General features: G+C 69.1%; 20 protein-coding genes and 1 tRNA gene. 14 read left to right on the top strand and 7 right to left on the bottom strand.

Annotation, left to right across the window (positions count from 1 at the left end):
- The first annotated feature begins 24 nt into the window (after positions 1-24).
- A complete protein-coding gene (locus RF637_RS12365; RefSeq protein ID WP_368844976.1) occupies positions 25-1005 on the top strand; it encodes a D-alanyl-D-alanine carboxypeptidase family protein in 981 nt (326 codons plus the stop codon).
- 58 nt (positions 1006-1063) lie between these two features.
- On the opposite strand, the gene RF637_RS12370 is transcribed toward RF637_RS12365, so the two are convergent.
- The 4 genes from RF637_RS12370 to RF637_RS12385 form a co-directional block, all read right to left on the bottom strand.
- Positions 1064-2203: a bifunctional 2-methylcitrate synthase/citrate synthase gene (locus RF637_RS12370; RefSeq protein WP_144996955.1), complete on the bottom strand. Its 1140-nt coding sequence runs from the start codon at positions 2201-2203 to the stop codon at positions 1064-1066.
- 83 nt (positions 2204-2286) lie between these two features.
- Positions 2287-3198: a methylisocitrate lyase gene (prpB, locus tag RF637_RS12375; protein ID WP_064845376.1), complete on the bottom strand. Its 912-nt coding sequence runs from the start codon at positions 3196-3198 to the stop codon at positions 2287-2289.
- A 2-nt stretch (positions 3199-3200) separates the two neighbouring features.
- On the bottom strand, positions 3201-4733 hold the full coding sequence (locus RF637_RS12380) for an MmgE/PrpD family protein (RefSeq protein WP_368844977.1): 1533 nt from the start codon (positions 4731-4733) through the stop codon (positions 3201-3203).
- Positions 4734-4810: 77 nt separating this feature from the next.
- Positions 4811-5470 (bottom strand): GntR family transcriptional regulator, encoded by a 660-nt coding sequence (locus RF637_RS12385; protein WP_368844978.1) that lies wholly within the window; start codon positions 5468-5470, stop codon positions 4811-4813.
- Positions 5471-5649: 179 nt separating this feature from the next.
- On the opposite strand from RF637_RS12385, the gene RF637_RS12390 reads away from it, so the two are divergent.
- Together RF637_RS12390 and RF637_RS12395 are read left to right on the top strand one after the other, a co-directional pair.
- Positions 5650-7572, top strand: a complete 1923-nt coding sequence (locus RF637_RS12390) for a propionyl-CoA synthetase (protein WP_368844979.1) — start codon at positions 5650-5652, stop codon at positions 7570-7572.
- A gap of 189 nt (positions 7573-7761) precedes the next feature.
- Entirely contained in the window at positions 7762-7899 is a 138-nt protein-coding gene (locus tag RF637_RS12395; protein WP_270257494.1) for a hypothetical protein, read from the top strand.
- 585 nt (positions 7900-8484) lie between these two features.
- On the opposite strand, the gene RF637_RS12400 is transcribed toward RF637_RS12395, so the two are convergent.
- Both RF637_RS12400 and RF637_RS12405 read right to left on the bottom strand, forming a co-directional pair.
- Positions 8485-9183, bottom strand: a complete 699-nt coding sequence (locus tag RF637_RS12400) for a response regulator (protein ID WP_368844980.1) — start codon at positions 9181-9183, stop codon at positions 8485-8487.
- The gene (locus RF637_RS12405; RefSeq protein WP_368844981.1) at positions 9180-10898 is read right to left on the bottom strand and encodes an ATP-binding protein; all 1719 of its coding nucleotides are present in this window, start codon (positions 10896-10898) and stop codon (positions 9180-9182) included. Before RF637_RS12405 ends, RF637_RS12400 begins: the two co-directional genes overlap by 4 nt.
- A gap of 172 nt (positions 10899-11070) precedes the next feature.
- Here RF637_RS12405 and RF637_RS12410 point away from each other — a divergent pair, with 172 nt between their 5' ends.
- The 9 genes from RF637_RS12410 (at position 11071) to RF637_RS12450 (ending at position 19950) form a co-directional block, all read left to right on the top strand.
- The gene (locus RF637_RS12410; RefSeq protein ID WP_368844982.1) at positions 11071-12501 is read left to right on the top strand and encodes a cation:dicarboxylase symporter family transporter; all 1431 of its coding nucleotides are present in this window, start codon (positions 11071-11073) and stop codon (positions 12499-12501) included.
- Positions 12502-12677: 176 nt separating this feature from the next.
- Positions 12678-13565 carry a ParA family protein gene (locus RF637_RS12415; protein WP_064847382.1) on the top strand — a complete coding sequence of 296 codons (888 nt, stop codon included), beginning with the start codon at positions 12678-12680 and terminating at the stop codon, positions 13563-13565.
- Between the two features lie 13 nt (positions 13566-13578).
- Complete coding sequence (locus tag RF637_RS12420) at positions 13579-14496, top strand: ScpA family protein (RefSeq protein WP_368844983.1); 918 nt, start codon at positions 13579-13581, stop codon at positions 14494-14496.
- Between the two features lie 165 nt (positions 14497-14661).
- Positions 14662-15258, top strand: a complete 597-nt coding sequence (locus RF637_RS12425; RefSeq protein WP_313362327.1) for an SMC-Scp complex subunit ScpB — start codon at positions 14662-14664, stop codon at positions 15256-15258.
- Positions 15259-15265: 7 nt separating this feature from the next.
- Positions 15266-16348 (top strand): pseudouridine synthase, encoded by a 1083-nt coding sequence (locus tag RF637_RS12430; protein ID WP_144996930.1) that lies wholly within the window; start codon positions 15266-15268, stop codon positions 16346-16348.
- On the top strand, positions 16345-17454 hold the full coding sequence (locus RF637_RS12435; protein ID WP_098055211.1) for a prephenate dehydrogenase: 1110 nt from the start codon (positions 16345-16347) through the stop codon (positions 17452-17454). Before RF637_RS12430 ends, RF637_RS12435 begins: the two co-directional genes overlap by 4 nt.
- A complete protein-coding gene (gene cmk, locus RF637_RS12440) occupies positions 17454-18194 on the top strand; it encodes a (d)CMP kinase (protein ID WP_368836062.1) in 741 nt (246 codons plus the stop codon). Before RF637_RS12435 ends, cmk begins: the two co-directional genes overlap by 1 nt.
- Before the next feature lie 2 nt (positions 18195-18196).
- A complete protein-coding gene (der, locus tag RF637_RS12445) occupies positions 18197-19741 on the top strand; it encodes a ribosome biogenesis GTPase Der (protein WP_368844984.1) in 1545 nt (514 codons plus the stop codon).
- 135 nt (positions 19742-19876) lie between these two features.
- Positions 19877-19950 (top strand) — tRNA-Pro (locus RF637_RS12450).
- 234 nt (positions 19951-20184) lie between these two features.
- Here RF637_RS12450 and RF637_RS12455 read toward each other — a convergent pair.
- Positions 20185-21249, bottom strand: coding sequence for a tyrosine-type recombinase/integrase (locus tag RF637_RS12455; RefSeq protein ID WP_368844985.1), 1065 nt, complete (start codon positions 21247-21249; stop codon positions 20185-20187).
- A gap of 56 nt (positions 21250-21305) precedes the next feature.
- On the opposite strand from RF637_RS12455, the gene RF637_RS12460 reads away from it, so the two are divergent.
- Both RF637_RS12460 and RF637_RS12465 read left to right on the top strand, forming a co-directional pair.
- On the top strand, positions 21306-21614 hold the full coding sequence (locus tag RF637_RS12460; protein WP_368844986.1) for a transposase: 309 nt from the start codon (positions 21306-21308) through the stop codon (positions 21612-21614).
- Positions 21611-22042, top strand: a complete 432-nt coding sequence (locus RF637_RS12465) for a hypothetical protein (protein ID WP_368844987.1) — start codon at positions 21611-21613, stop codon at positions 22040-22042. The genes RF637_RS12460 and RF637_RS12465 overlap by 4 nt, the downstream gene beginning before the upstream one ends.
- Positions 22043-22081: the final 39 nt, after the last annotated feature.

The raw sequence follows: 22081 nt of genomic DNA on the forward strand, positions 1-22081 counted from the left end.
ACGCGCAACACCTATTGTGGCCTCATGCGAACCGTCATGCGTCGTCCGGCCCTGCTCACCGCCCTGTTGGCCGCGCTGCTGCTCGTGGGCGGCATGGCACCGGCCCACGCCGGGGCGGGGATCGACAACGAGTACCGCGCCCTGCCGAATCCCGGCGCATGGTTGGGCAAGCCCACGTCCGCCGAACGCTGTGGCCTGCGGGACCGCGGCTGCTATCGGCAGTACCAGAAGGGCACGATCCACTGGACGTCCACGACCGGTGCGCGGGCCCAGCGCGGCGGGATCCTGGCGAAGTGGCGCGCGGAGGGTTCCGAGCACGGGGCCCTGGGGTACCCCGTGACGCGTGAGACCTGCACGGGTGGCACGTGCGAGGTCCGCTACCAGCGCGGCCGCATCACCTGGACCGCCCAGCGAGGAGCGCGGGTGCACCGGGACATCGACGATGCCCGCAGCGTGTCCGTGGTCGTGAACAAGAAACGCCCGCTGTCCCCGCGCACCTACGCCCCGGCTCCGTTACGTTCGGTGGGCGGGGGAGTCCTGCTACGGGACGACGCTGCAGCGGCCTACCAGCGCATGAGCCGTGCCGCGGCCGCACAGGGGGTCACGCTGGTCCCGGTGAGCGGGTACCGCGACTACGACACCCAAGCGCGCCTCTACCGCGAGTACACGGCCCTGTACGGACAGGCCACCGCCGACACCATTTCCGCGCGGGCCGGTCACTCCGAACATCAGACCGGCCTCGCGATCGACGTGGGCGCCCCCGGGGCCACCTGCGGTCTGCTCCCGTGCTTCGGCAACACCCCACAGGGGAAGTGGATCGCCGCGAATGGGCACACCTACGGGTTCGTGGTGCGCTACCCCAACGGGCACACCGCAACCACCGGGTACGCCTACGAACCGTGGCACCTGCGCTACGTGGGCACCGCCACGGCCACGAGTTTGAAGAACAACAAGTCCGCGACGGTGGAGTCCTACATGGGTCTGCCGCGGGCCCCGAAGTACTGACGACGGCCCGCCACCTCTCACGTGTGAAGGGGCGGCGGGCCGTCGTGGTGTCCCAAGCTCAGGACAGGTGACGCTCGTCCGGGCCGCTGTAGTCCGAGAGCGGGCGGATCAGCGAGTTGTTTGCGCGCTGCTCCATGATGTGCGCGGTCCAGCCCACGATCCGCGCGGCCACGAAGATGGGCGTGAACGCGGGGATGTCGAACCCCATGAGCCAGTACGTGGGGCCCGCGGGGTAGTCCAGGTTGGGCTTGATGGACTTGGCCTCGTCCATGGACTTGGCCAGACCGTTGTAGAGCCCAAGGACCTCGGGCCGGTCGTAGTGCTCGAGCATGCGGAACAGGGCGTCCTGCATGGTGGGCACGCGCGAGTCACCGTGCTTGTACACGCGGTGGCCGAAGCCCATGACCTTCTTCTTCTCCGCGAGCGCCTGGTCCATCCACTCCTTGGCGCGCTTCTCCGCTTCCTCGGCGGATTCGTCCTTGCGGATCCCGAGCTCCTCGAACGTGTGCATCACGGCCTCGTTGGCACCGCCGTGCAGGGGGCCCTTGAGGGCGCCGATGGCCCCGGTCACTGCCGAGTGCAGGTCCGCGAGCGTGGAGGTGATCACGCGCGCCGTGAAGGTGGAAGCGTTGAACGAGTGTTCCGCGTACAGGATGATCGACACCCGGAACGCGTCCACGACCTCCGGGGCGGGTTCCTCGCCGAAGGCCATCCACAGGAAGTTCTGGGAGTAATCGAGGTCCTCGCGGGGATCCACGAGGTCCTGGCCGTGACGGCGGCGCTGGTCGTAGCACACCACGGCGGGCATGACGGCGAACAGTTCCTGGGCCTTGCGCAGCTCCGCCTCGGGGGAGTTGTCCTCTGCGTGCGGGTGCTGCGCGCCGATCACCGAGGCGGCGGTGCGGCACACGTCCATGGGGTGGCACGTAGTGGGCAGCTCGTCGATGACGCGCTTGAGCTCGGGCGTCAGCGCGCGGTGGGAACGCTCCAGCTTTTGGAACGCGGTGAGCTCGTCCTCGGACGGCAGCTCGCCGTTCCACAACAGCAGCGCCACCTGTTCCGCGGAACAGTTCTGCGCGAGTTCCTGCACCGGGTAGCCCCGGTAGAGCAGCGAGTTGGTCTCTGCATTGACCTTGGACACGGCGGTGGTGTCAGCCACCACCCCGGCGAGTCCTTTGTGGATCTCGGTATCGGCCACGGTGATCTCCTTCGACGATCGGGCTCGTGCACGGACTGAGTGTTCCCACCACACCACACTTGGCGTGGTGGGAACAGAGGGGTTCAGGCGTCCGGGGTCTCGGGGACCTCGAAATTGAACACCCCGGAATCGAACTGGTTGTACCCGTTGTAGTCCACGAGTTCGTACAGCCGCTTACGGGTGAGCATGTTCTCTACCTGCGCCTGCTGGGTGCCGTCCTCCCGGATGGTGGTGAGCAGGCGTTCCATGGCGCCGAGGGCCTGGCGCTGCAGGGACACGGGGTAGATGATCATGGACACCCCTGCACCGTGCAGTTGCTGCGTGGTGAACAGCTGGGACTTGCCGAATTCGGTCATGTTGGCCAGGATCGGCACGTCCAGGGCCTCAGCCATGCGCTCGAACTCCGAGAGGTCCGCCATGGCCTCGGGGAAGATCACGTCCGCGCCGGCGTCGGCGAGGGCCTTGGCCCGGTCGATCGCGGCATCCAGTCCGTCCACACCGCGCAGGTCCGTGCGGGCCATGACCACGAAGTTCGGGTCCCGGCGGGCTTCCACGGCGGCCTTGATCCGCTTGGTGGCCGTGGCGGTGTCCACCACGTTCTTCCCGTCCAGGTGGCCGCAGCGCTTGGGATTGAACTGGTCCTCGATGTGGCAACCGGCCAGGCCGGCGTCCTCGAGTTCCTGGACGGTGCGGGCAACGTTCATGGGCTCACCGAATCCGGTGTCCGCGTCCACGAGGCACGGCAGGTCCGTGCTGCGCGCGATCTGACCGGCGCGCGTGGCCACCTCGGTCAGGGTCGTGAGACCGATGTCCGGCAGGCCCAGTTCGTTGGCGAGCACGCCGCCGGAGATGTAGACGCCCTCGAAGCCCTGCTCTTGGATGAGCTTGGTGGACAGGGGCGTGAACGCTCCGGGGAAACGGGCGATCTCCGGGGCCGCGAGCAGTTCGCGGAACCGTTCGCGCTTCTCGGCGGGGGTCACGGTGGTGTACAGCATGATCAGAAGATTCCCTTCGCTGAGGTCTCCAGCTCCACGGCGGCCGTGATGTTCAGCTGCCCGAGCTCCCCGGCACCCAGTTCGGGGACGCGCTGGACCGCGTCCAGGAACCGCTCGATCTCCTCCGGGGCCACGATGCCCTCGGCCAGGGTACGGAACTTGGTGATGTACTGCTCCCGCGCGAACGGGCGGGCACCGAGCGGGTGGGCGTCCGCCACGGCGATCTGGTCCGTGATCACGGTGCCGTCCGTGAGGGTGATCTCCACGGAACCGCCGAACGCCTTCTCGGAGATGTCCAGGGAGTGGTACCGGCGGGTCCACTCCGGGGCCTCCTGCGTGGTGACCTTGTGCCACAGCTCCACGGTGTCCTGGCGGCCCGCACGCTCGGGGGCGTAGGAGTCCACGTGGTGCCACGCGCCGTCCTGCAGGGCCACGGTGAAGATGTACGGGATCGAGTGGTCAAGGGTCTCACGCGACGCCGTGGGATCGTACTTCTGGGGGTCGTTAGCCCCGGAACCGATCACGTAGTGGGTGTGGTGGGAGGACTTGATGAGCACCGAGGCCACGTTGGCGGGGTCGGTGACCTCCGGGTGCTCGCGGTGCAGCTTGCGCGCCAGGTCGATCCACGCCTGGGCCTGGTACTCCGCCGAGTGCTCCTTGGTGTACGTGTCCAGGATCGCGCGCTTGGGCTCACCCGGGGCCGGCAGGGGCACCGTGTAGCGGGCCTCCGGGCCCGAGAGCAGCCACGCGATCACGCCGTCCTCGCCCTCGTAGATGGGGGTCGGGGAGGTCTGCCCGCGCATCGCGCGGTCCACGGCCTCGACCGCCATCTTCCCGGCGAACGCGGGCGCGTGGGCCTTCCACGTGGAGATCTCGCCCTTGCGGGACTGCCGGGTCTGGGTGGTCGTGTGCAGTGCCTGACCGATCGCCTGGAAGATGGTCTCGGTGTCCAGGCCGAGCAGCGTGCCGATGCCCGCGGCGGCGGACGGACCGATGTGCGCAATGTGGTCGATCTTGTGCTCGTGCAGGCACATGCCCTTGACCAGGTCCACCTGGATCTCGTACCCGGTGGCGATCGCGCGCACGAGGTCCTCGCCCGAGCTGCCCACGTGCTGGGCCACCGCCAGGATGGGCGGGATGTTGTCCCCGGGGTGGGAGTACTCCGCGGCCAGGAACGTGTCGTGGTAGTCCAGCTCGCGCACGGCCACGCCGTTGGCCCACGCGGCCCACTCTGGGGAGACCGCGGCGTCGTCGTCCGGGGCGCCGTAGAGCAGCGCGCCGGTGCCCGAGAAACCGCCGCCGTCGACGACCCGGTGGCACAGGGCCTGCGAGCGCGCGGAGACGATGGGCCCGCGGTTGAGGGAGGCCACGGCCACGGACGCGTTGTCGATGATCCGGTTGATGACCATGTCCACGACCTCGGGCTCCACGGCTACCGGGTCGGTCGCGACGCTCGCGAGCTTGTGGGCGAGCTGCTCCTCGCGGGGCAGTTCCTCCTTGGACGAGTACGTGCGCACGGTGTGTTCGACGGTCACGGGCGTTCCTTTCGCTGCGAGGTGTCTCTGGGATGTCTCCGCGGGCTTGCGGATGGTTCGTGGGGCGTACGCCCCGGTCAGGAGGCCTCCGGGCGGGCCACGGAGAGCGCGGGTGAGCCGAGGGCCTTGCTCAGGGCGTTCTTCAGGTGCACGCGCGTGGTCGCGACGGCCAGGGGTGCGTCCCCGTGCGCGATCGCGCGGGCGATCGCCTCGTGTTCGGCGGCCGCGGCGGCCAGCCGCTGCGGATCGGAGGTGGCGAGCCGGCGCACGCGGGCGAGGTGCAGACGCACGTTCTCGAGGGCCTGTTGCAGGTAGGGGTTGCCCGCGGCGGCGTCGATCTGTTCGTCCATGCGGTCCACGAGATCGTAGTACGCGGGGTGGTCGGGGTCGTCCGAGAGCCGCTCCGCCGCGTGGGACAGTTCGTCCGCGAGCGCTCGGAACGTCTCTGGGTCGCCGCGCTGGGCGGCGAGTTCGGCGGCCCGGCAGTCGAGCGTGTCGCGCAGTTCGTAGAGGGCGCGCACGTCGTCCGCGGATAGGGCGCTGACGACGACGCCGCGGCCGTTGTGCGGCTCGGTGAGCCCGTCCGCGGTGAGCCGGGACAGCGCTTCGCGCACGGGGGTGCGGGAGATGCCGAGCCGTTCGGAGAGGTCCACTTCGCCCAGGACCTGCCCGGGGACCAGGCGCCACGACACGATGTCCGCGCGCAGTTCGCGGTAGGCACGCTCACCCGCTCGCATGGCTCCTCCTGAAGATCGAAAGTTCCTTCAGTGTATACACGAGCCCGTCATGATCCAAGAGTTTTCCCGGACTAAAGAGGAAATTACGCGTCGTGTGTATACAAAGATCTTGTTTTGTGTGATCAGGGACACTATCCTGGTGACACCGATCCTCACCACGACCACCCGCGGAGGAAGCCATGTCCGAGGCCACGTACGCATCCGTCTACCGTTCCAGCGTGGAGGACCCCGAGCGGTTCTGGCTCGACGCCGCCGACGCCGTGGACTGGGTGACCCCACCCACCCGCGCACTCGACGACTCCGCCGCACCCCTCTACCGGTGGTTCCCGGACGGGGAGCTCAACACGTGCGTCAACGCCGTGGACCGTCACGTGGCCGCGGGGCACGGGGAACGCACGGCATTGATCTACGACTCCGCCGTGCTGGACACCCAGGAACACATCACGTACGCGCAGCTGCAGGAGCGCGTGGCCCGCTTCGCCGGCGCGCTCGCCGCCCAGGGTGTGACCAAGGGGGACCGGGTACTGCTCTACATGCCCATGATCGCGGAGTCCCTGATCGCGATGCTCGCGTGCGCGCGACTGGGTGCGGTGCACTCCGTCGTGTTCGGGGGTTTCGCCCCCAAGGAACTGGCGAGCCGGATCGACGACTCCGCCCCGGTGGTCGTCGTCACCGCGTCCGGTGGCGTGGAGCCCAAGCGCCGGATCGAGTACCTGCCCGCGATCGAGGAGGCCCTGCAGTTGAGCGACCACGCGCCGTCGGCGGTGCTCGTGCACGAACGGGACGGTTTCGTCACGACCGTGGCCCAGGCGCGCGAGCGGGCCGGCGACGGCGGGCCCGCGTGGCTGTCGTGGACCGAGGCGCAGGACGGCGTGACGCCCGCGGAGCCCGTGACGGTCAAGGCCACCGACCCGCTCTACATCCTCTACACCTCCGGCACCACGGGCACCCCCAAGGGCGTGGTGCGGGACAACGGCGGGCACGCGGTGGCCTTGAGCTGGTCCATGCGCAACATCTACGACATCGGCGCCGGGGACGTGATGTGGACCGCCTCGGACGTGGGATGGGTCGTGGGCCACTCCTACATCGTCTACGGGCCCCTGTTGGCCGGCGCGACCACCGTGGTCTACGAGGGCAAGCCCGTGGGCACCCCGGACGCCGGGGCCTTCTGGAAGCGCGTGGCCGAGCACGGGGTCAAGGTGCTGTTCACCGCCCCCACGGCGTTGCGCGCTATCCGCAAGGCCGATCCGCAGGGGGACCTGGTGCGCGACTACGACATCTCCTCGCTGCAGACGCTGTTCGTGGCCGGTGAGCGACTGGACCCGGAGACCCACCGCTGGGCCTCGGACGTGCTCGGGGTGCCCGTGGTGGACCACTGGTGGCAGACCGAGACCGGGTGGGCCATCTGCGCCAACCCCTTCGGGATCGAGAAGCTGCCAATAGTGGCGGGCTCGCCCACGGTCCCCGTGCCCGGGTTCAACGTGGAGATCCTCGATCCCGTGGGTGAGCCGCTGGGTCCGGGGGAAGAGGGCAACATCGCGGTGCGGCTGCCCCTGCCGCCGGGCACCCTGGTGACCCTGTGGCGCAACGACGAGCGGTTCGTGTCCTCCTACCTCTCGGCGTTCCCGGGCTACTACGCCACGGGGGACTCGGGCTACATCGATGAGAACGGGTACGTGTTCGTGATGGGCCGCACCGACGACGTCATCAACGTCTCCGGGCACCGGTTGTCCACGGGGCACATGGAGCAGGTCGTGGCGACCCACCCGGACGTGGCCGAGTGCGCGGTGATCGGTGTGAACGATCCCCTCAAGGGTCAGCGCCCCAGCGGGTATGTGGTGCTCAAGACCGGATCGGACATCGAACCCCAGAAGCTGCGCGAGGACCTCGTGGGCATGGTGCGTTCGCAGATAGGGCCCGTGGCGGACTTCAAGGACGTGGCCGTGGTGGACGCACTGCCCAAGACCCGCTCGGGGAAGATCCTGCGCAAGACCATGCGTCAGATGGCGGACGGGGAGAAGTACACGGTGCCCTCGACCATCGAGGACGATTCCGTACTTGAGGCGCTGCACGCCGTGCTGGCACCGCGCGAGCAGGGGTAGCGGCTCGCGCGGACCGACAGGATCCGCGCGGGCATTCGGCAGTCGCGTAGACACTCTGACTCCGCACAAACACTCCCCGTCCGCGCGGTCAAGGACCGCTCGCGGGGTGTTGCCACCCGCCGTCCGGTGACTCGGCACGTGCGGTGGACGGGGACCCAGGCCCTTGCCCTGAGTACGAGCAGACGGCTCGTGGCTCTGGAAGTCCTGCGCGGCCTGGCGATCCTGGGCACCCTGTTGACCAACATCTGGCTCTTCTCGAGCTCGTCCGTAAGCAGTCTCGCGGCCCTGGTGGTCGCGGCGGTGCTGGCCACGAGTCCCCAAGCCTAGAAGATCTGGCTCTGGATCGGCCTGGCGCTGCACGCCGTGATGATCACGGTGCTCACCCTGCTGCCGGGCCAGTCCTCGAGCCGTTCGTCCATCGGCGCCGGCGATCCTGGGCGCCGTCGGCAACGGCGGCGGTGGGCTGCGCAACACCGAGTCGTACGGGGGATGGTCGCGGAAGGCCTGGAGACCTTCGTGGCCGTGCGCTTCGAGATCCCCATCATGTTCACGATGGGTCTGGGCCTGTTCCTCGTGGGCGCCTTGGGGTTCCTGGTGGGCCTGCCCCTGGACATCGCGTGCCGCACCCTGTGGGCGGAAACCACGAGCTCCCTGTCCCGTTACGGGACCTCGTCCATGGTGGCCTTCGGCGTGCTCGGGCTGGTGGCCGCGTTCTCCGCGCGCCGTACCCGCACCGGGGCCCCTGAAGATGCTGATGCACCGCGCGCACCGCGGGCTCGTGGCCAGGGTCCACGTCCCGTTCGTACGACGCCGCCGCGAGCGCCGTCGTGCCCGCGCGGAAAGCAGCGCCGTGACCTCCGAGTAGTCCCCCCCCACGATCGATCGATCACCGTACGGGTGGCGCCGCTGAGTTCAGCGGCGCCACCCGTATTCCAGTTCGGGGCGCCCGGGTGTGCCGTGGCGCGCCCGCCGGTCCACGGAACCCGCCGCGCACAGGTGCTCGAGGTAACGCCGCGCGGTCACGCGGGCCAGCCCCAGTTCACGGGCGAGCTCACCCGCGGAGTGGTAGTCGGGGGCCTCCCGCAGGAAGCCGGCGACCACTTCGAGGGTGTCGGGAGCGAGACCCTTGGGCGGCGCGGGAGCGGGGCGAGCAACCAGGGCGGCGAAGATCCGGTCGAGCTCCGCTTGCTCGATCGCGGCGTCGTCCGGCGTGGCCGCCGCGAGCACCCGGTGGTAGGCGGCGTAGGCCTCGAGCTTGCGCCGCAGCTCGTCGAACGTGAACGGTTTCACGAGGTAGCCCACCACCCCCACCGCGGTGGCGTCCCGCACCGTGGCCACGTCCCGGTGTGCGGTGACGATCAGCAGGTCCACGGCCGCGCGCTGTGCTCGCAGGGCCCGGGCCACCTCGAGCCCGGAGATGTCCGGGAGCGTGAGGTCCAGCAGTACGAGGTCCACCGGGGTCGACGACGCCGCCCGCTCCCGCACCGCGCGCACGGCCGCCGTGCCGTTGCGCGCGACCCCTGCCACCTCGAATCCCGCGCAGCGGGCCACGTACTCGGCGTGCGCGGACGCCGTCAGGGCTTCGTCGTCCACCACGAGCACGCGGATCATCGGTTCTCCTTTCGATCGAGGGCGGGGTGCTGCGCGGGGATGTCCACCGAGAACACTGCGCCCGCCTCGTGGGACACCGTGAGTTCGGTACCCCAGCCCTCCACCGCCCGGCGCACGACGTCCAGGCCCACCCCGCGGGGTGCGTCCGTGGCGGGCTTGGTGGTGACCCCGGGGTCGAAGAGCCGCTCCCGCACGTCCGGTCGGATGCCGGGCCCGTTGTCGGCGACCGTGAGGTGCACGAACCGCCCGTCTCGGGACGGGACGAGTTCCACCTCCACGGTGGGCGGTTCGTCGTCCGGACGTTCGTCCCGTTCGACATCGCTGACCGCATCCACGGCATTGTCGACGAGGTTGCCGAGGACGCTCACGAGCTCGGACGGGTCCACGGCGAGCGGTGGCACCCGCTCGTGGGTCACGACCACGAGTTCCACGCCGCGTTCGTGGGCCGTGGCGGTCTTACCCGCGAGCAATGCCGCGACGTACGGGTCCTCGATCTCCCGGGCGGTCACACCCAATCGCACTGACCCCTCGAGGGTCGAGGCCGCGAAGTCCCGGGCCTGGGGGTAGCGCTCGAGTTCGAGCAGCGAGACCACGGTGTGCATCCGGTTGGCGTGCTCGTGGGTCTGGGCGCGCAGCCCGGCGGCCATCGTGCGCACGGTGTCCAGCTCGCCGGACATCCTGCTCAGCTCCGTCTGGTCCTGGACCATCAGCACACGCAGCCCGGAGTCCTCCGAGACCCGGGTGCACGAGGCCACCAGGGTGCGTCCCGCCACGGTGCAGCGTTCGTCCGTGAACGTGTCCGCCCGGGCGAGCAGCTCGGCTACGGCCGGGGGCACGGGCTCGGCGGCGGGGCGGCGTCGTCGTCGGGCGATCCCGCGTGGACCCGAGAGACCGCGACCGCGTCGTGGGCTCCCGGGGCCGGAGCGGGCGTTGTCGTACGGCTCGAAGCGGGTGTCCTCCGGCGAGGAGCCGCGCTGCTCGCCGGGGGTGACGCCGAGCAGCTCACCGGCGCGCGTGTTGCTCAGCACCGGGCGGTCGGCGGGGTCCAGCAGCACGAGCCCTTCCCGTGCGCGGGACAGCACCGCGCGGTTGAGCGCGAGACCGCGCACGAGGGATTCGGGGGAGCGCCCGTCCGTGACGCGGTTGAGGTAGCGCGCCACCAGGACGCAGACCACCGAGGCCGCCGCGAGCAGCGCACCCACGATCAGGGCGAGCCCTGGCAGCTCGTGGCGGCTCTCCGCGGCGATCCGGTTCACGAGCACCCCCGAGGACACGAGTCCGATGATGGTCCCATCCCGGTCCCGCACGGGCGCGATCGTGCGCACGGAGGGACCCAGCCGACCCACCTCGGTCGCGGTGTGCACCTCGCCGCGCAGCGCCTGCGAACGGTCACCCAGGTACTGCTGACCCACGAGGCCCTCGTCGTGGTGGGTGATCCGGGTGCCGTCCGGGGTCATGATCGTGATGAAGTCCACCGCGGTGTCCCGTTCGAGGGTGCTCGTCAACTCCTGCAGCCTCGGGTGGGGGTCGGAGGAGAGCAGTGCGTCCCGCACGAACGGATCGTCCACGAGTGTTCCCGTGGCCACCCGCGTGACCGCCTGGGCCTGCTCCGTGACCCGAGTGTGGGTCTGCCACACCATCACACCGGCCACCACGAGCGAGATGACCACCACGAGCCCCAACTGCAGGGCGAGGAAACGGCGGGCAAGGGACATGGCGGCTCCGAGCGAATGGTGCGGGTCGTACGGGCGGGCAGCGGGAGGTCCGCGGCGGGCACTGTGATCCCGGTCATGAACGATATGACCACAACGCGACGCGGGCGCGGATGGTGCGTGAGGCTGATCACCATTCCACCACCGAACCACCTCCGATCCGTCAGGAGACACCATGTCAGACACGCGCGTCCGGGGCAGCGTCCCCGGGGGAGCCCGCGCCGCGGGCGCCGGTCCGCGGAAGAAGGACCGCACCCACTACCTCTACATCTTCGTGATCGCCGGCGTGGTGCTCGGCGCGCTGATCGGGTTGTTGTTCCCGGACGTCGGTGTGGCGCTGAAGCCGCTCGGCACGGGGTTCATCGCCCTGATTAAGATGATGATCGCGCCGGTGATCTTCTGCACGATCGTGCTCGGGGTGGGGTCCATCGCCCACGCCGCCACGGTGGGCAAGGTGGGTGGGCTCGCGCTGACCTACTTCATCGTGATGTCCACGTTCGCGCTCGCGATCGGTCTGGTGGTCGGCAACATCGTCCAGCCCGGATCCGGACTGGACCTGGCCAACGCGCACTACGACTCCTCGGGGCTGGCCTCCGGGGGAGACCACTCGGCCGAGGGCGGTGCCGTGGGCTTCGTGCTGGGCATCGTCCCCACCACGCTGTTCTCCGCCCTGACCTCCGGGAACATCCTGCAGACCCTGCTGGTCGCGCTGCTCGTGGGCTTCGCACTGCAGGCCATGGGGGAGTCCGGCAAGCCCGTGCTCAAGGCCGTGACCTACATCCAGGCGGTCGTGTTCCGGCTGCTCATGATGGTCATGTGGCTCGCACCCATCGGTGCGCTCGGGGCGATCGCCGCGGTGGTCGGTGCCACCGGCATGAAAGCCATCGTGTCCATGATTGGGCTCATGCTCGCGTTCTACGTCACGTGCATCCTGTTCATCGTGATGGTCCTGGGGTTGATCCTCAAGCTCGTCTCCGGGGTCAACATCTTCTCGCTCATGAGGTACCTGGCCCGCGAGTACCTGCTGATCTTCTCCACGTCCTCCTCCGAGGCGGCCCTGCCGCGATTGATCGCCAAGATGGAGCACCTGGGTGTGTCCAAGCCGGTCGTGGGTGTGGTGGTGCCCACGGGTTACTCGTTCAACCTGGACGGCACCGCGATCTACCTGACCATGGGTGCGCTGTTCGTCGCGGACGCCATGGGCAAGCCGCTGGCGCTGGGGGAGCAGATCACGCTGCTGCTGTTCATGATCATCGCGTCCAAGGGTGCGGCCGGCGTCTCCGGCGCGGGCATCGCCACACTGGCCGCCGGCCTGCAGTCCCACCGCCCGGACCTCGTGGACGGCGTGGGGTTGATCGTGGGGATCGACCGCTTCATGTCCGAGGCCCGCGCCCTGACCAACTTCTCCGGTAACGCGGTGGCCACCCTGGTGCTGGGCACGTGGGTCAAGCAGGTGGACAAGGACCGGGTGCGCCGGGTGCTCTCGGGTGCCGAGCCCTTCGACGAGGAATCCCTCACGGTGGACCCGCACGGCTCCCCGACCGCCCCGGAGCAGGCCCTCGAGGGACATCCGGAATCCCGGCCCGTGACCCCGAGGGAGCACTGACTCCCCAGGTCACGCCGCCGAGACCCCGTACCGGGCCCCGCCGTCACCGCAGTGGGGCCCGGTGCATGTCCACGTTCGTGCGGGGGAGCGCAGCTGGTACCGGTCGGGTGCACCCCCGGGCGGTAGGGTAGGGCGTTGAGACTTGAACGGACGCCCAGGAAGGAAGGCTGTCGCCCGTGAGCAACGCCAGTGATGAGACGCCCCAGCAGAACCCGGCGTCGGACGCCGTAGGCCCCACCGGCCGCCCCGTGCGGACCTTCCCGGACCCGCCCGAGCTCACGGAACACGGCCCCGCCCGCATCATCGCGATGGTCAACCAGAAGGGCGGGGTGGGTAAGACCACGTCCACGATCAACCTGGGGGCCGCGCTCGCCGAGTTGGGGCGCAAGGTGCTGCTCGTGGACTTCGACCCGCAGGGCGCGCTGTCCGCGGGCTTCGGGTCCAACCCCCACGAGCTGGACCTGACCATCTACAACGTCATGATGGACCGTTCCGTGGACGTGTGGGACGTGGTGCAGCAGACCCATGTGGAGAACGTGGACCTGTTGCCCGCCAACATCGACCTCTCCGCCGCGGAGGTCCAGCTCGTGACCGAGGTGGCCCGCGAGCAGGTGCTCGCGTCCGCGCTGCGCAAGGTCGAGGACTACTACGACGTCATCCTGATCGACTGCCAGCCATCCCTGGGGCTGCTCACGGTCAACGCGCTCACGGCCTCCCACGGCGTGATCATCCCGCTGATCTGCGAGTTCTTCGCGCTGCGCGCGGTCGCACTGCTCGTGGATTCGATCTCCAAGGTCCAGGAGCGGATCAACCCCAAGCTGCAGATCGACGGCGTGCTGGCCACCATGTTCGACTCCCGCACCCTGCACTCGCGCGAGGTCATCGCGCGCATCGTGGACGCGTTCGGGGACAAGGTCTTCGACACCGTCATCAAGCGCACCGTGAAGTTCCCGGACGCCACCGTGGCCGCGGAGCCGATCCTCAACTTCGCGAGCAACCACCCCGGTGCCGAGTCCTACCGTCAGCTCGCGCGCGAGCTGATCTCGCGCGGCGGGGCGCCGTGATCCCCACGCACTCGTGAGCACCGTCGAGCTCGAGGCGAACGCGGCGTCGGGTGGGTCCTCCGGCGAGCCGTCGGACGCGTCGTCCGGGGCGGCCGCGGGTTTCACCGTGGCGCTCGAGAACTTCCAGGGTCCGTTCGACGTCCTGTTGTCCCTGATCGCCAAGCACGAGATGGATATCACCCAGGTGTCCCTGTCCGCGGTCACGGACGAGTTCATCCAGTACGTGCGAGAGTTGCAGGAGATCGCCTCGCCCAAGGCGCTCGACGAGGCGAGCGAGTTCCTCGTGGTCGCGGCCACCCTGTTGGATCTCAAGGCGGCGCGCTTGTTGCCGCGCGGCGAGGTCGAGGACGAGTACGACGTCGAACTGCTCGAAGCGCGCGACCTGCTGTTCGCACGCCTGCTGCAGTACAAGGCGTTCAAGGAGGTCGCGGGGCAGCTCAACGCGCGCTTCGCCGCGGAGTCCGTGCGGATCCCGCGCCACGTGGACCTGGACCCCGCGGTCGTCACGGCCCTGCCGCCGCTCATGTGGACGCTCACACCCGATCAGCTCGCGCACCTGGCCGTCGTGGCGCTGGACCCCGAGCGGCACGTCCCGGAAGAGGTCGACGTCGCTCACCTCCACGGCGCGCGGGTGCGGGTCGCGGACGAGGCCGAGACGATCGCCGAGGCGCTGCGGGACGGCGAGGAACACACGTTCCGGTCACTGATCGCGGACGCGACGTCCACGCTCGTGATCGTCGTGAGGTTCCTGGCCCTGCTCGAGATGTACCGAGACCGGGTGGTGCGCATGCGCCAGGACGAGGTGCTCGGACCCCTGCTCGTGCGCTGGGACGGCTCCGACGACTGGACCGCCGAGTCCCTGAGCAGCGAGTACACGGGCGCGGAGGCGGATCCGGCGGCGAGCGCCGGGGAGCAAAACCTGGGAGAATGATTCCCGCACAGGATCGGTGTGAACCGTACCGAAGGAGATGATGAGCGCGTGGCGGAACCCAGCCCCGCACGACCCCCCAATGTCGACATCGTCGACACCCACGACTCGGAACAGTCCACAGGGCTCGACGACGCGCAGTTGTATTCGGCCCTGGAGGCCGTGCTCATGGTGGCCGCGGCCCCCGTGCAGCTCGAGGAGTTCGCGCGCGTCACGGGCGAGCCCGTGCACCGGGTACGCAGCGCCTTGGAACACCTCAAGGCCGACTACGATGGCGTGATCGGAAACACCCCGCCGCACTCACCACGGGACGGCGCCGCCGGATATGATGGACGGTCGGCCTCTCGCGACGACGCGGTGCCCGCCGCCCGCGTGCGTGGTTTCGAACTGCGCGAAGTGGCCGGCGGGTGGCGAATCTACTCCCGCAGCGAGCATGCGCAGCTCGTCACGGACTTCGTGGTGGAGGGCAGCAGCTCGCGGTTGTCGCAGGCCGCCCTGGAGACCCTGGCCGTGGTGGCCTACCTGCAACCGGTCTCCCGTTCCCGTGTCTCGGCGATCCGCGGCGTGAACGTGGACGGCGTGGTACGCACCCTGGTGCAGCGCGGGCTGCTTACGGCCCACGAGCGCGAGGAGGCCACGGGCTCCGTCCTGTACTCCACCACCCCGCTCTTCCTGGAAAAACTCGGTCTCGGCTCGCTGGACGAGCTCCCGGACATCGCACCCCTGCTGCCGGGAACCGACCAACTTGACGACATAGAGGACTGATCGACGCATGGCACAATCACGCAACAACCCATCCCGCGGCGGGGGAGCCCGCGGCCCCCAGGGTCGCGGCAAGGGCTCCAAATCCGGGCCCAAGGCCGGCTTCCGCTCGGGTCCCGGTAAGGCCTCCGGATCCCGCTCGGGCGACGCAGCCGGGCGCGGCTACTCCAAGGGCCCAGGTGCCGGGCGCGGCAAGGCGGCGGGCAAGCCCAAGGCCGCGGCGTCCCGCAAGGGACCCCAGAAGCCCCGCGCGTTCGCGGGCGTGGACAAGTACGAGCGCCGCGCGGCGGCAATCAAGGAGCACGGCCCGCACCGGCGTCGTCGTCCCAAGAACCCGCCCGTGGACCGGCTGGAGGTGCACGACGAGAACGGCGTGCGACTGCAGAAGCTCATGGCCCAGGCGGGCGTGGCGAGCCGGCGCGTGTGCGAGGAGATGATCCAGGACGGGCGCGTGTCCGTGGACGGTGAGATCGTCACCGAGCTGGGCGTGCGCGTGGATCCTGTGCTGCAGGCCGTGCACGTGGACGGGATGCGCATCCAGACCGACGAGAAGCTCGTCTACTACGCGTTCAACAAGCCCGCCGGTGTGGTCTCCACCATGGAGGACCCGGACGGCCGGCGCTGCGTGAGCGACTTCCTGGACCCGCGCAAGCACGAACGCGTGTTCCACGTGGGCCGTCTGGACGTGGAGACCGAGGGTCTGCTGCTGCTCACCAACGACGGCGAGCTCACCAACCGCCTGACCCACCCCTCCTACGAGGTCCCCAAGACGTACCTGGTCCAGGTGCACGGGCCCGTGGAGAAGGGCGTGGGCAATCAGATGAAGCAGGGCATCCGGCTCGAGGACGGCGATGCGAAGGTGGACGACTTCCGCCTCGTGGACTCCACCCCCGGGCACGTGCTCATCGAGGTGGTGCTGCACTCCGGGCGCAACCGGATCGTGCGCCGCATGTTCGACGCCGTGAACCACCCCGTGGAGAAGCTCGCGCGCACCCACGTGGGCCCCATTGCGATCGGGGACCAGCGCCAGGGCACCGTGCGCAAGCTCTCGCACACCGAGGTGGGCAACCTCCTCGCGTCCGTGGGGATGTGATCGTGGTTCCCGTGACAGCATCCACGACCGGACCGGTGCTGGTCATTGGTTCCGGTCTGCTCGGGGCGAGCATCGGCCTGGGCCTGCGGCACCTGGGTGTGAGCGTGTACTTGCGGGACTCCTCGCCCACCACGGAGGCCGTGGCCCAGGACATCGGCGCGGGGCGCAGCGTGCGCGCCGCGGGCGGGGACGTGCCCGAGCCCGTGCTCGTGGTGGTCGCGGCCCCTCCGGACGTCGTGGCCGAGCTCGTGGTGCAGGCACTGACCGATCACCCGGGTGCCACGGTGCTGGACATCGCCTCCGTCAAGGCCCCCATCCTGGCCGCCGTCACGGCCTCCGGTGCGGACCTCACCCGGTACGTGGGGACCCACCCCATGACCGGGCGGGAGAAGTCCGGGCCCGTGGCCGCGCGCGGGGAGTTGTTCACATCCATGCCGTGGGTGATCTGCCCCGGTCCTGAGACCGGTGCGGGCGCCATCACGGCGGCGAAGAACCTCGCGGTGGACCTCGGCGCCACGATCACGGTGTTGGACCCCACCGAACACGACGAGACCGTCGCGCTGATCTCCCACGTACCGCAGGTGATGTCATCCCTGCTGGCCTCCCGGTTGCAGGACACCCCGCTGCACCACCTGTCCCTCGCGGGGCAGGGGTTGCGGGACACCACCCGGATCGCGGGCTCGGACCCCGGTCTGTGGGTGCAGATCCTCTCCGCGAACGCCCGGCCCGTGGTGCGCTCGCTGTACGAGGTGCGCGAGGACATCGAACGTCTCATCGCCACGCTGGAGGACCCGGCGGCGGACGGTGCGCGACTGGACATTGCCCAACTCATGGCCGAGGGCAATGCGGGCCAGGCGCGGATCCCCGGCAAGCACGGCGGGGCACCGCGGGCCTTCGCGACCTTCACCGTGGCCGTGGACGACACCCCCGGGACCATTGCCAAGTTGCTCACGGAGATCGGGGAGATCGGGGTCAATCTGGAGGACCTGCGCCTGGAACACTCACCCGGGCAACCGGTGGGCCTGGTCGTGGCCTCGGTGGATCCCAACCGCCGGGAAGGCCTCGTGGACGAGCTGCAGGAACGCGGCTGGAAGGTGGTGCAGTGATGAACGCATGGGACACGAACGCGCGACTCGTGGTCGCGATCGACGGGCCCTCGGGCTCCGGGAAGTCCTCGGTGTCCAAGGAGGTGGCCCGCCGCTTCGACCTGGCCTACCTGGACACGGGAGCCATGTACCGCGCGGTGACCTGGTGGTGCCTCGAATCCGGGGTGGATCTCACCGATCCGCAGGCCGTCACGGCCGCAACCGAGACCGTCGCCCTGGAGATGGGCACCGATCCCCATGAGGAGCGGATCACGGTGGCCGGGCAGAACGTGCGCACGGCGATCCGCGGTAACCGGGTCACGGACCACGTCTCTGCGGTCTCCACGACCATCCCCGCCCGCGAGGTCCTGGTGCGCATGCAGCAGGACATCATCCGGGACAGCGGGTACCGGATCGTGGCCGAGGGCCGGGACATCACCACGGTCGTGGCCCCGGACGCCCAGGTGCGGATCCTGCTGACCGCCTCGGAGGCCGCGCGGATGGCGCGGCGGGGCAAACAGGTGGGCGCAGCGGCGTCGTCGGACCTGGAGGCCCGTGTGGTGGGCAGGGACGCCAAGGACTCCACCGTGGTGAACTTCACTACGGCGCAGGACGGCGTGCACCTGCTCGACTCCTCCGAACTGACCATGGAACAAACGGTGCAGGGCGTGATCGACCTGATCATCCGCGCCACCACACACGACGGGGCGCTCGCCGCGCCTCACGACACGGGCGCCAACGCCCCCGAGGAAGCGAGGTAACCATGAGCGCATCGGACGAGCCCACGGTGGACTCCTACGAACAGTCCGTCCTGGGCGGGGGCAACGAGGACATCTCCCAGCGCCTGGCCGCGATCGACGACGCCGAGGCCGAGGCCCGCGCGCAGGCCCTGCGCGAAGGGCTGGCCGACTACGAGCTGGATGATGAGGACGCCGCGCTGCTCGCGGACTGGGTCGACGGCGACGACGAGCGGGACGCCCGCCGCCCCGACCCCGTGGTGGCCGTGGTCGGCCGGCCTAACGTGGGCAAGTCCACACTGGTCAACCGCGTGATCGGGCGCCGCGAGGCCGTGGTCGAGGACACCCCGGGCGTCACGCGCGACCGTGTGTCCTACAAGGCGGAGTGGAACGGGAAGAACTTCACCCTGGTGGACACCGGCGGGTGGGAGCAGGACGCAAAGGGCATCCACAAGCGCGTGGCCGATCAGGCGGAGCTGGCCGTGGAGAACGCGGACGCCGTGCTGCTCGTGCTGGACGTGACCGTGGGGGTCACCGCGACCGACGAGGCCGTGGTGTCCATGCTGCGGCGCGTGACCAAGCCGATCATCGTGGTGGCCAACAAGGCGGATTCCCCGCAGCTCGAGATCGAGGCCACCGCGCTGTGGTCCCTGGGCATGGGGGAGCCGTTCCCGGTCTCCGCGCTGCATGGCAAGGGCTCTGGCGACGCGCTGGACGCCCTCGTGGCGGCGCTGCCCGAGTACTCGGAGGTGGCCGAGGCCGAGCTCGAGGGTGGACCGCGCCGCGTGGCCCTGATCGGGCGGCCCAACGTGGGCAAGTCCTCCCTGTTGAACAAGCTCGCCGGTTCCGAGCGCGTGGTCGTGGACGAGACCGCCGGCACCACGCGTGACCCCGTGGACGAGATCGTGATGCTCGGCGGGAAACCGTGGCGTTTCATCGACACCGCCGGCATCCGCCGCCGCGTGCACCTGCAGCAGGGGGCGGACTTCTACGCGTCGCTGCGCACCCAGACCGCTCTAGAACGCGCCGAGGTGGCCGTGGTGCTGCTCGCCGTGGACGAGGTGCTCTCCGAACAAGACGTGCGCATCCTGCAAATGGCCGTGGACTCGGGCCGCGCGCTGGTGCTCGCGTTCAACAAGTGGGACACCCTGGACGACGAGCGTCGGTTCTACCTGGAACGCGAGATCGAACGGGATCTGGCCCACGTCTCCTGGGCTCCCCGGGTGAACCTCTCGGCCAAGACCGGGTGGCACAAGGACAAGCTGGTCCCGGCGCTGCACACCTCCCTGGACTCCTGGGACCGCCGCATCCCCACCGGGCGGCTCAATGCGTTCCTGGGAGAGATCGTGGCCGCCCATCCGCACCCCGTGCGCGGTGGCAAGCAGCCCCGGATCCTCTTCGGGACGCAGGTGGCCTCCCGGCCGCCCAAGTTCGTGCTGTTCACCACGGGCTTCCTGGACCCCGGCTACCGCCGGTTCATCCAACGCCGCATCCGCGAGACCTTCGGGTTCGAGGGCACCCCGCTGGAGGTCACCATGCGCGTGCGGGAGAAGCGGCAGCGCAAGCGCTGAGTGGTTGCCCCTACTGGCTCGGTTTCCAGTCGGCGCGGGCGGCTCGCGAGTCGCCCGCGCCGATGTGAAATTCGGGCAGGGTTGGGGTAATGTAACTCGGGTGTTCGGGGCCGGAAACGGTGTCGAACACGGTCGCGGGATGTGGCGCAGCTTGGTAGCGCACTTGACTGGGGGTCAAGGGGTCGCAGGTTCAAATCCTGTCATCCCGACAAAAAGTCCTGGTGAGAAGCAATTTTCACCAGGGCTTCGTCGTATCTGGAGGTGGTCACTGGCTGGTCCACTTCCCCGATCCGCCCCTACCGCTCGTTCGCGGATTGGTCCACTTCCTTTCGGCCTCGATGGTCGCGGAGTGCACCAAAAGGTGACCATGAGGTGCACCAAAACGCGGGCATGACGGTGCTCCGGCCCCCTTTGGCAGGGTCGGAGCGTGGGTCCGAAGACGGTCAAAGGCGGGGTCCGTCGCGGCGGCTGGCGTCCTTCCTCTGCGGGGTCTTCGAGAGGAACTGATTGGCCTGCCTCGCGGCCTCGGCGAGGTGCCGATGGTCGGGGTGGAGGTACCCCTTGGTCGTCTCGATCGACTGATGTCCGAGGATCTCTTGGAGGATGTGCAGGGCGATGCGGGCGTCGGCCATCCAGGTCGCTCCGGTGTGCCTGAGCCCGTGACGGGTAAGGCCGGTGAGGTTGAGGCCTGCGACGAGTTCATCCCAGTGGGTGGCGTCTCTGACGGTAGCGGTGGTGAGGACGCCGCCGCGGGGTCCGCGTAGGAGTGGCTCGTCGGGTTTCTTGTCGGTGGTGAGGCGTTCGAGGACGGGTTCGAGGGCGTCGAGCATCGGCACGGGGCGGTCGCGGCGGCCTTTGGTCTGTTTGATGACGAGGCCGCCTTTGCCGGGATAGTGATGGCGTCTGATCCATACGATGTGGTTCTCCCAGTCCACGTCTCCGACCCTCAGCCCCGCGACCTCTGAAACTCTGGCGGCGAGGAGCGCTGCGAGCATGACGTGATCGGAATACGACTGATGCACCTCCCCGCACGCGGTCGCGAGCTTGCGCAGCGTCGCCAAGTCCGGGAGGGCGTACTGCCGCAGCGCTCCGGTGGTGTGGGTGGAGTGTTTGCCGAGGTTGCGGCGGGCTCGGTGCTTGGCAGGGTTGATGGAGATGATGTCGTCACGCACCGCCTCATCGAGCACCCGAACGAGTGGCGCGATGGAGTTCTTGATCGTCGAGGCAGAGTGCTCGGCCTCCCACGAGTCGATGGTGCGATCGATCATCCCCGCAGTGATCTGCGCAACCCGGACGTGCCCAAGCGCAGGCAACACCCGGAGACGGAGTCCGGTGTCGTAGAGCTCAGCGGTCGAGGTAGGGTCCAAGCCCCGCTGCCCACGATCCCCGACAGCAGCGGCGTAGTCGGTGAGGGTGATGGTGGTGTCCGCACCGGTCTCGGTCGCTGCTCGCATCTGATCGAAGAACTCCTCAACTTCCTCCGCGGTTCTTACATGGGGCTGCTGCACGGATAGGTGACATCTGATCTGGCTTGCCCGTAGGGCGGCCTGGAAGGATGTGCACTATGCCTGCTCCCTACCCTCAGGAGTTCCGCGACGATGTCGTGCGTGTGGCCCGGTCCCGTGAGGATGGCGTCACGATCGCGCAGATCGCGAAGGACTTCGGCGTTCACGAGATGACGCTGCATAAATGGATCGGCCAAGCCGACATCGACGACGGCAACCGTGTCGGCAAGTCGCGCGAGGAGTCCTCCGAGCTGCGTGATGCGCGTAAGCGGATCCGGCTGCTGGAGCAGGAGAACGAGGTCTTGCGCCGCGCCGCGGCGTATCTTTCGCAGGCGAACCTGCCGGGAAAATCTTCTACCCGCTCGTGAATGAGCTCGCTGCCGACGGTATCCCCGTCGCGGTGTCCCTGCGGGTCCTGAAGCTCTCCCGCCAGCCCTACTACCGATGGCGGAAACAACAGGTCACGGAGTCTGAGCTGGTCGAGGCCTACCGGGCGAACGCGTTGTTCGACGCCCACCGCGATGATCCCGAGTTCGGGTATCGGTTCCTGGTCGGCGAAGCGGAGGCCGCTGGCCAGCGCATGTGCGAGCGGACCGCGTGGCGGATCTGCCGGGACAATCAGTGGTGGTCCGTGTTCGGCAAGAAGCGCGGCAAGAACGGGAAGCGCCCCGGGCCGCCGGTCCACGATGATCTCGTGAAGCGTGACTTCTCCGCTGAGGACACCAACGAACTCTGGCTGACCGATATCACCGAGCACTGGACAGGGCGGATTCAACTGGTTGTCGCAACACCCTGATCGTGAGGGTGTGTGGTGGGACGAGATCCAGAGGAATCA

The organism is Kocuria sp. CPCC 204721 (assembly GCF_040980945.1).
GTDB classification, from domain to species: Bacteria; Actinomycetota; Actinomycetes; order Actinomycetales; family Micrococcaceae; genus Kocuria; species Kocuria marina.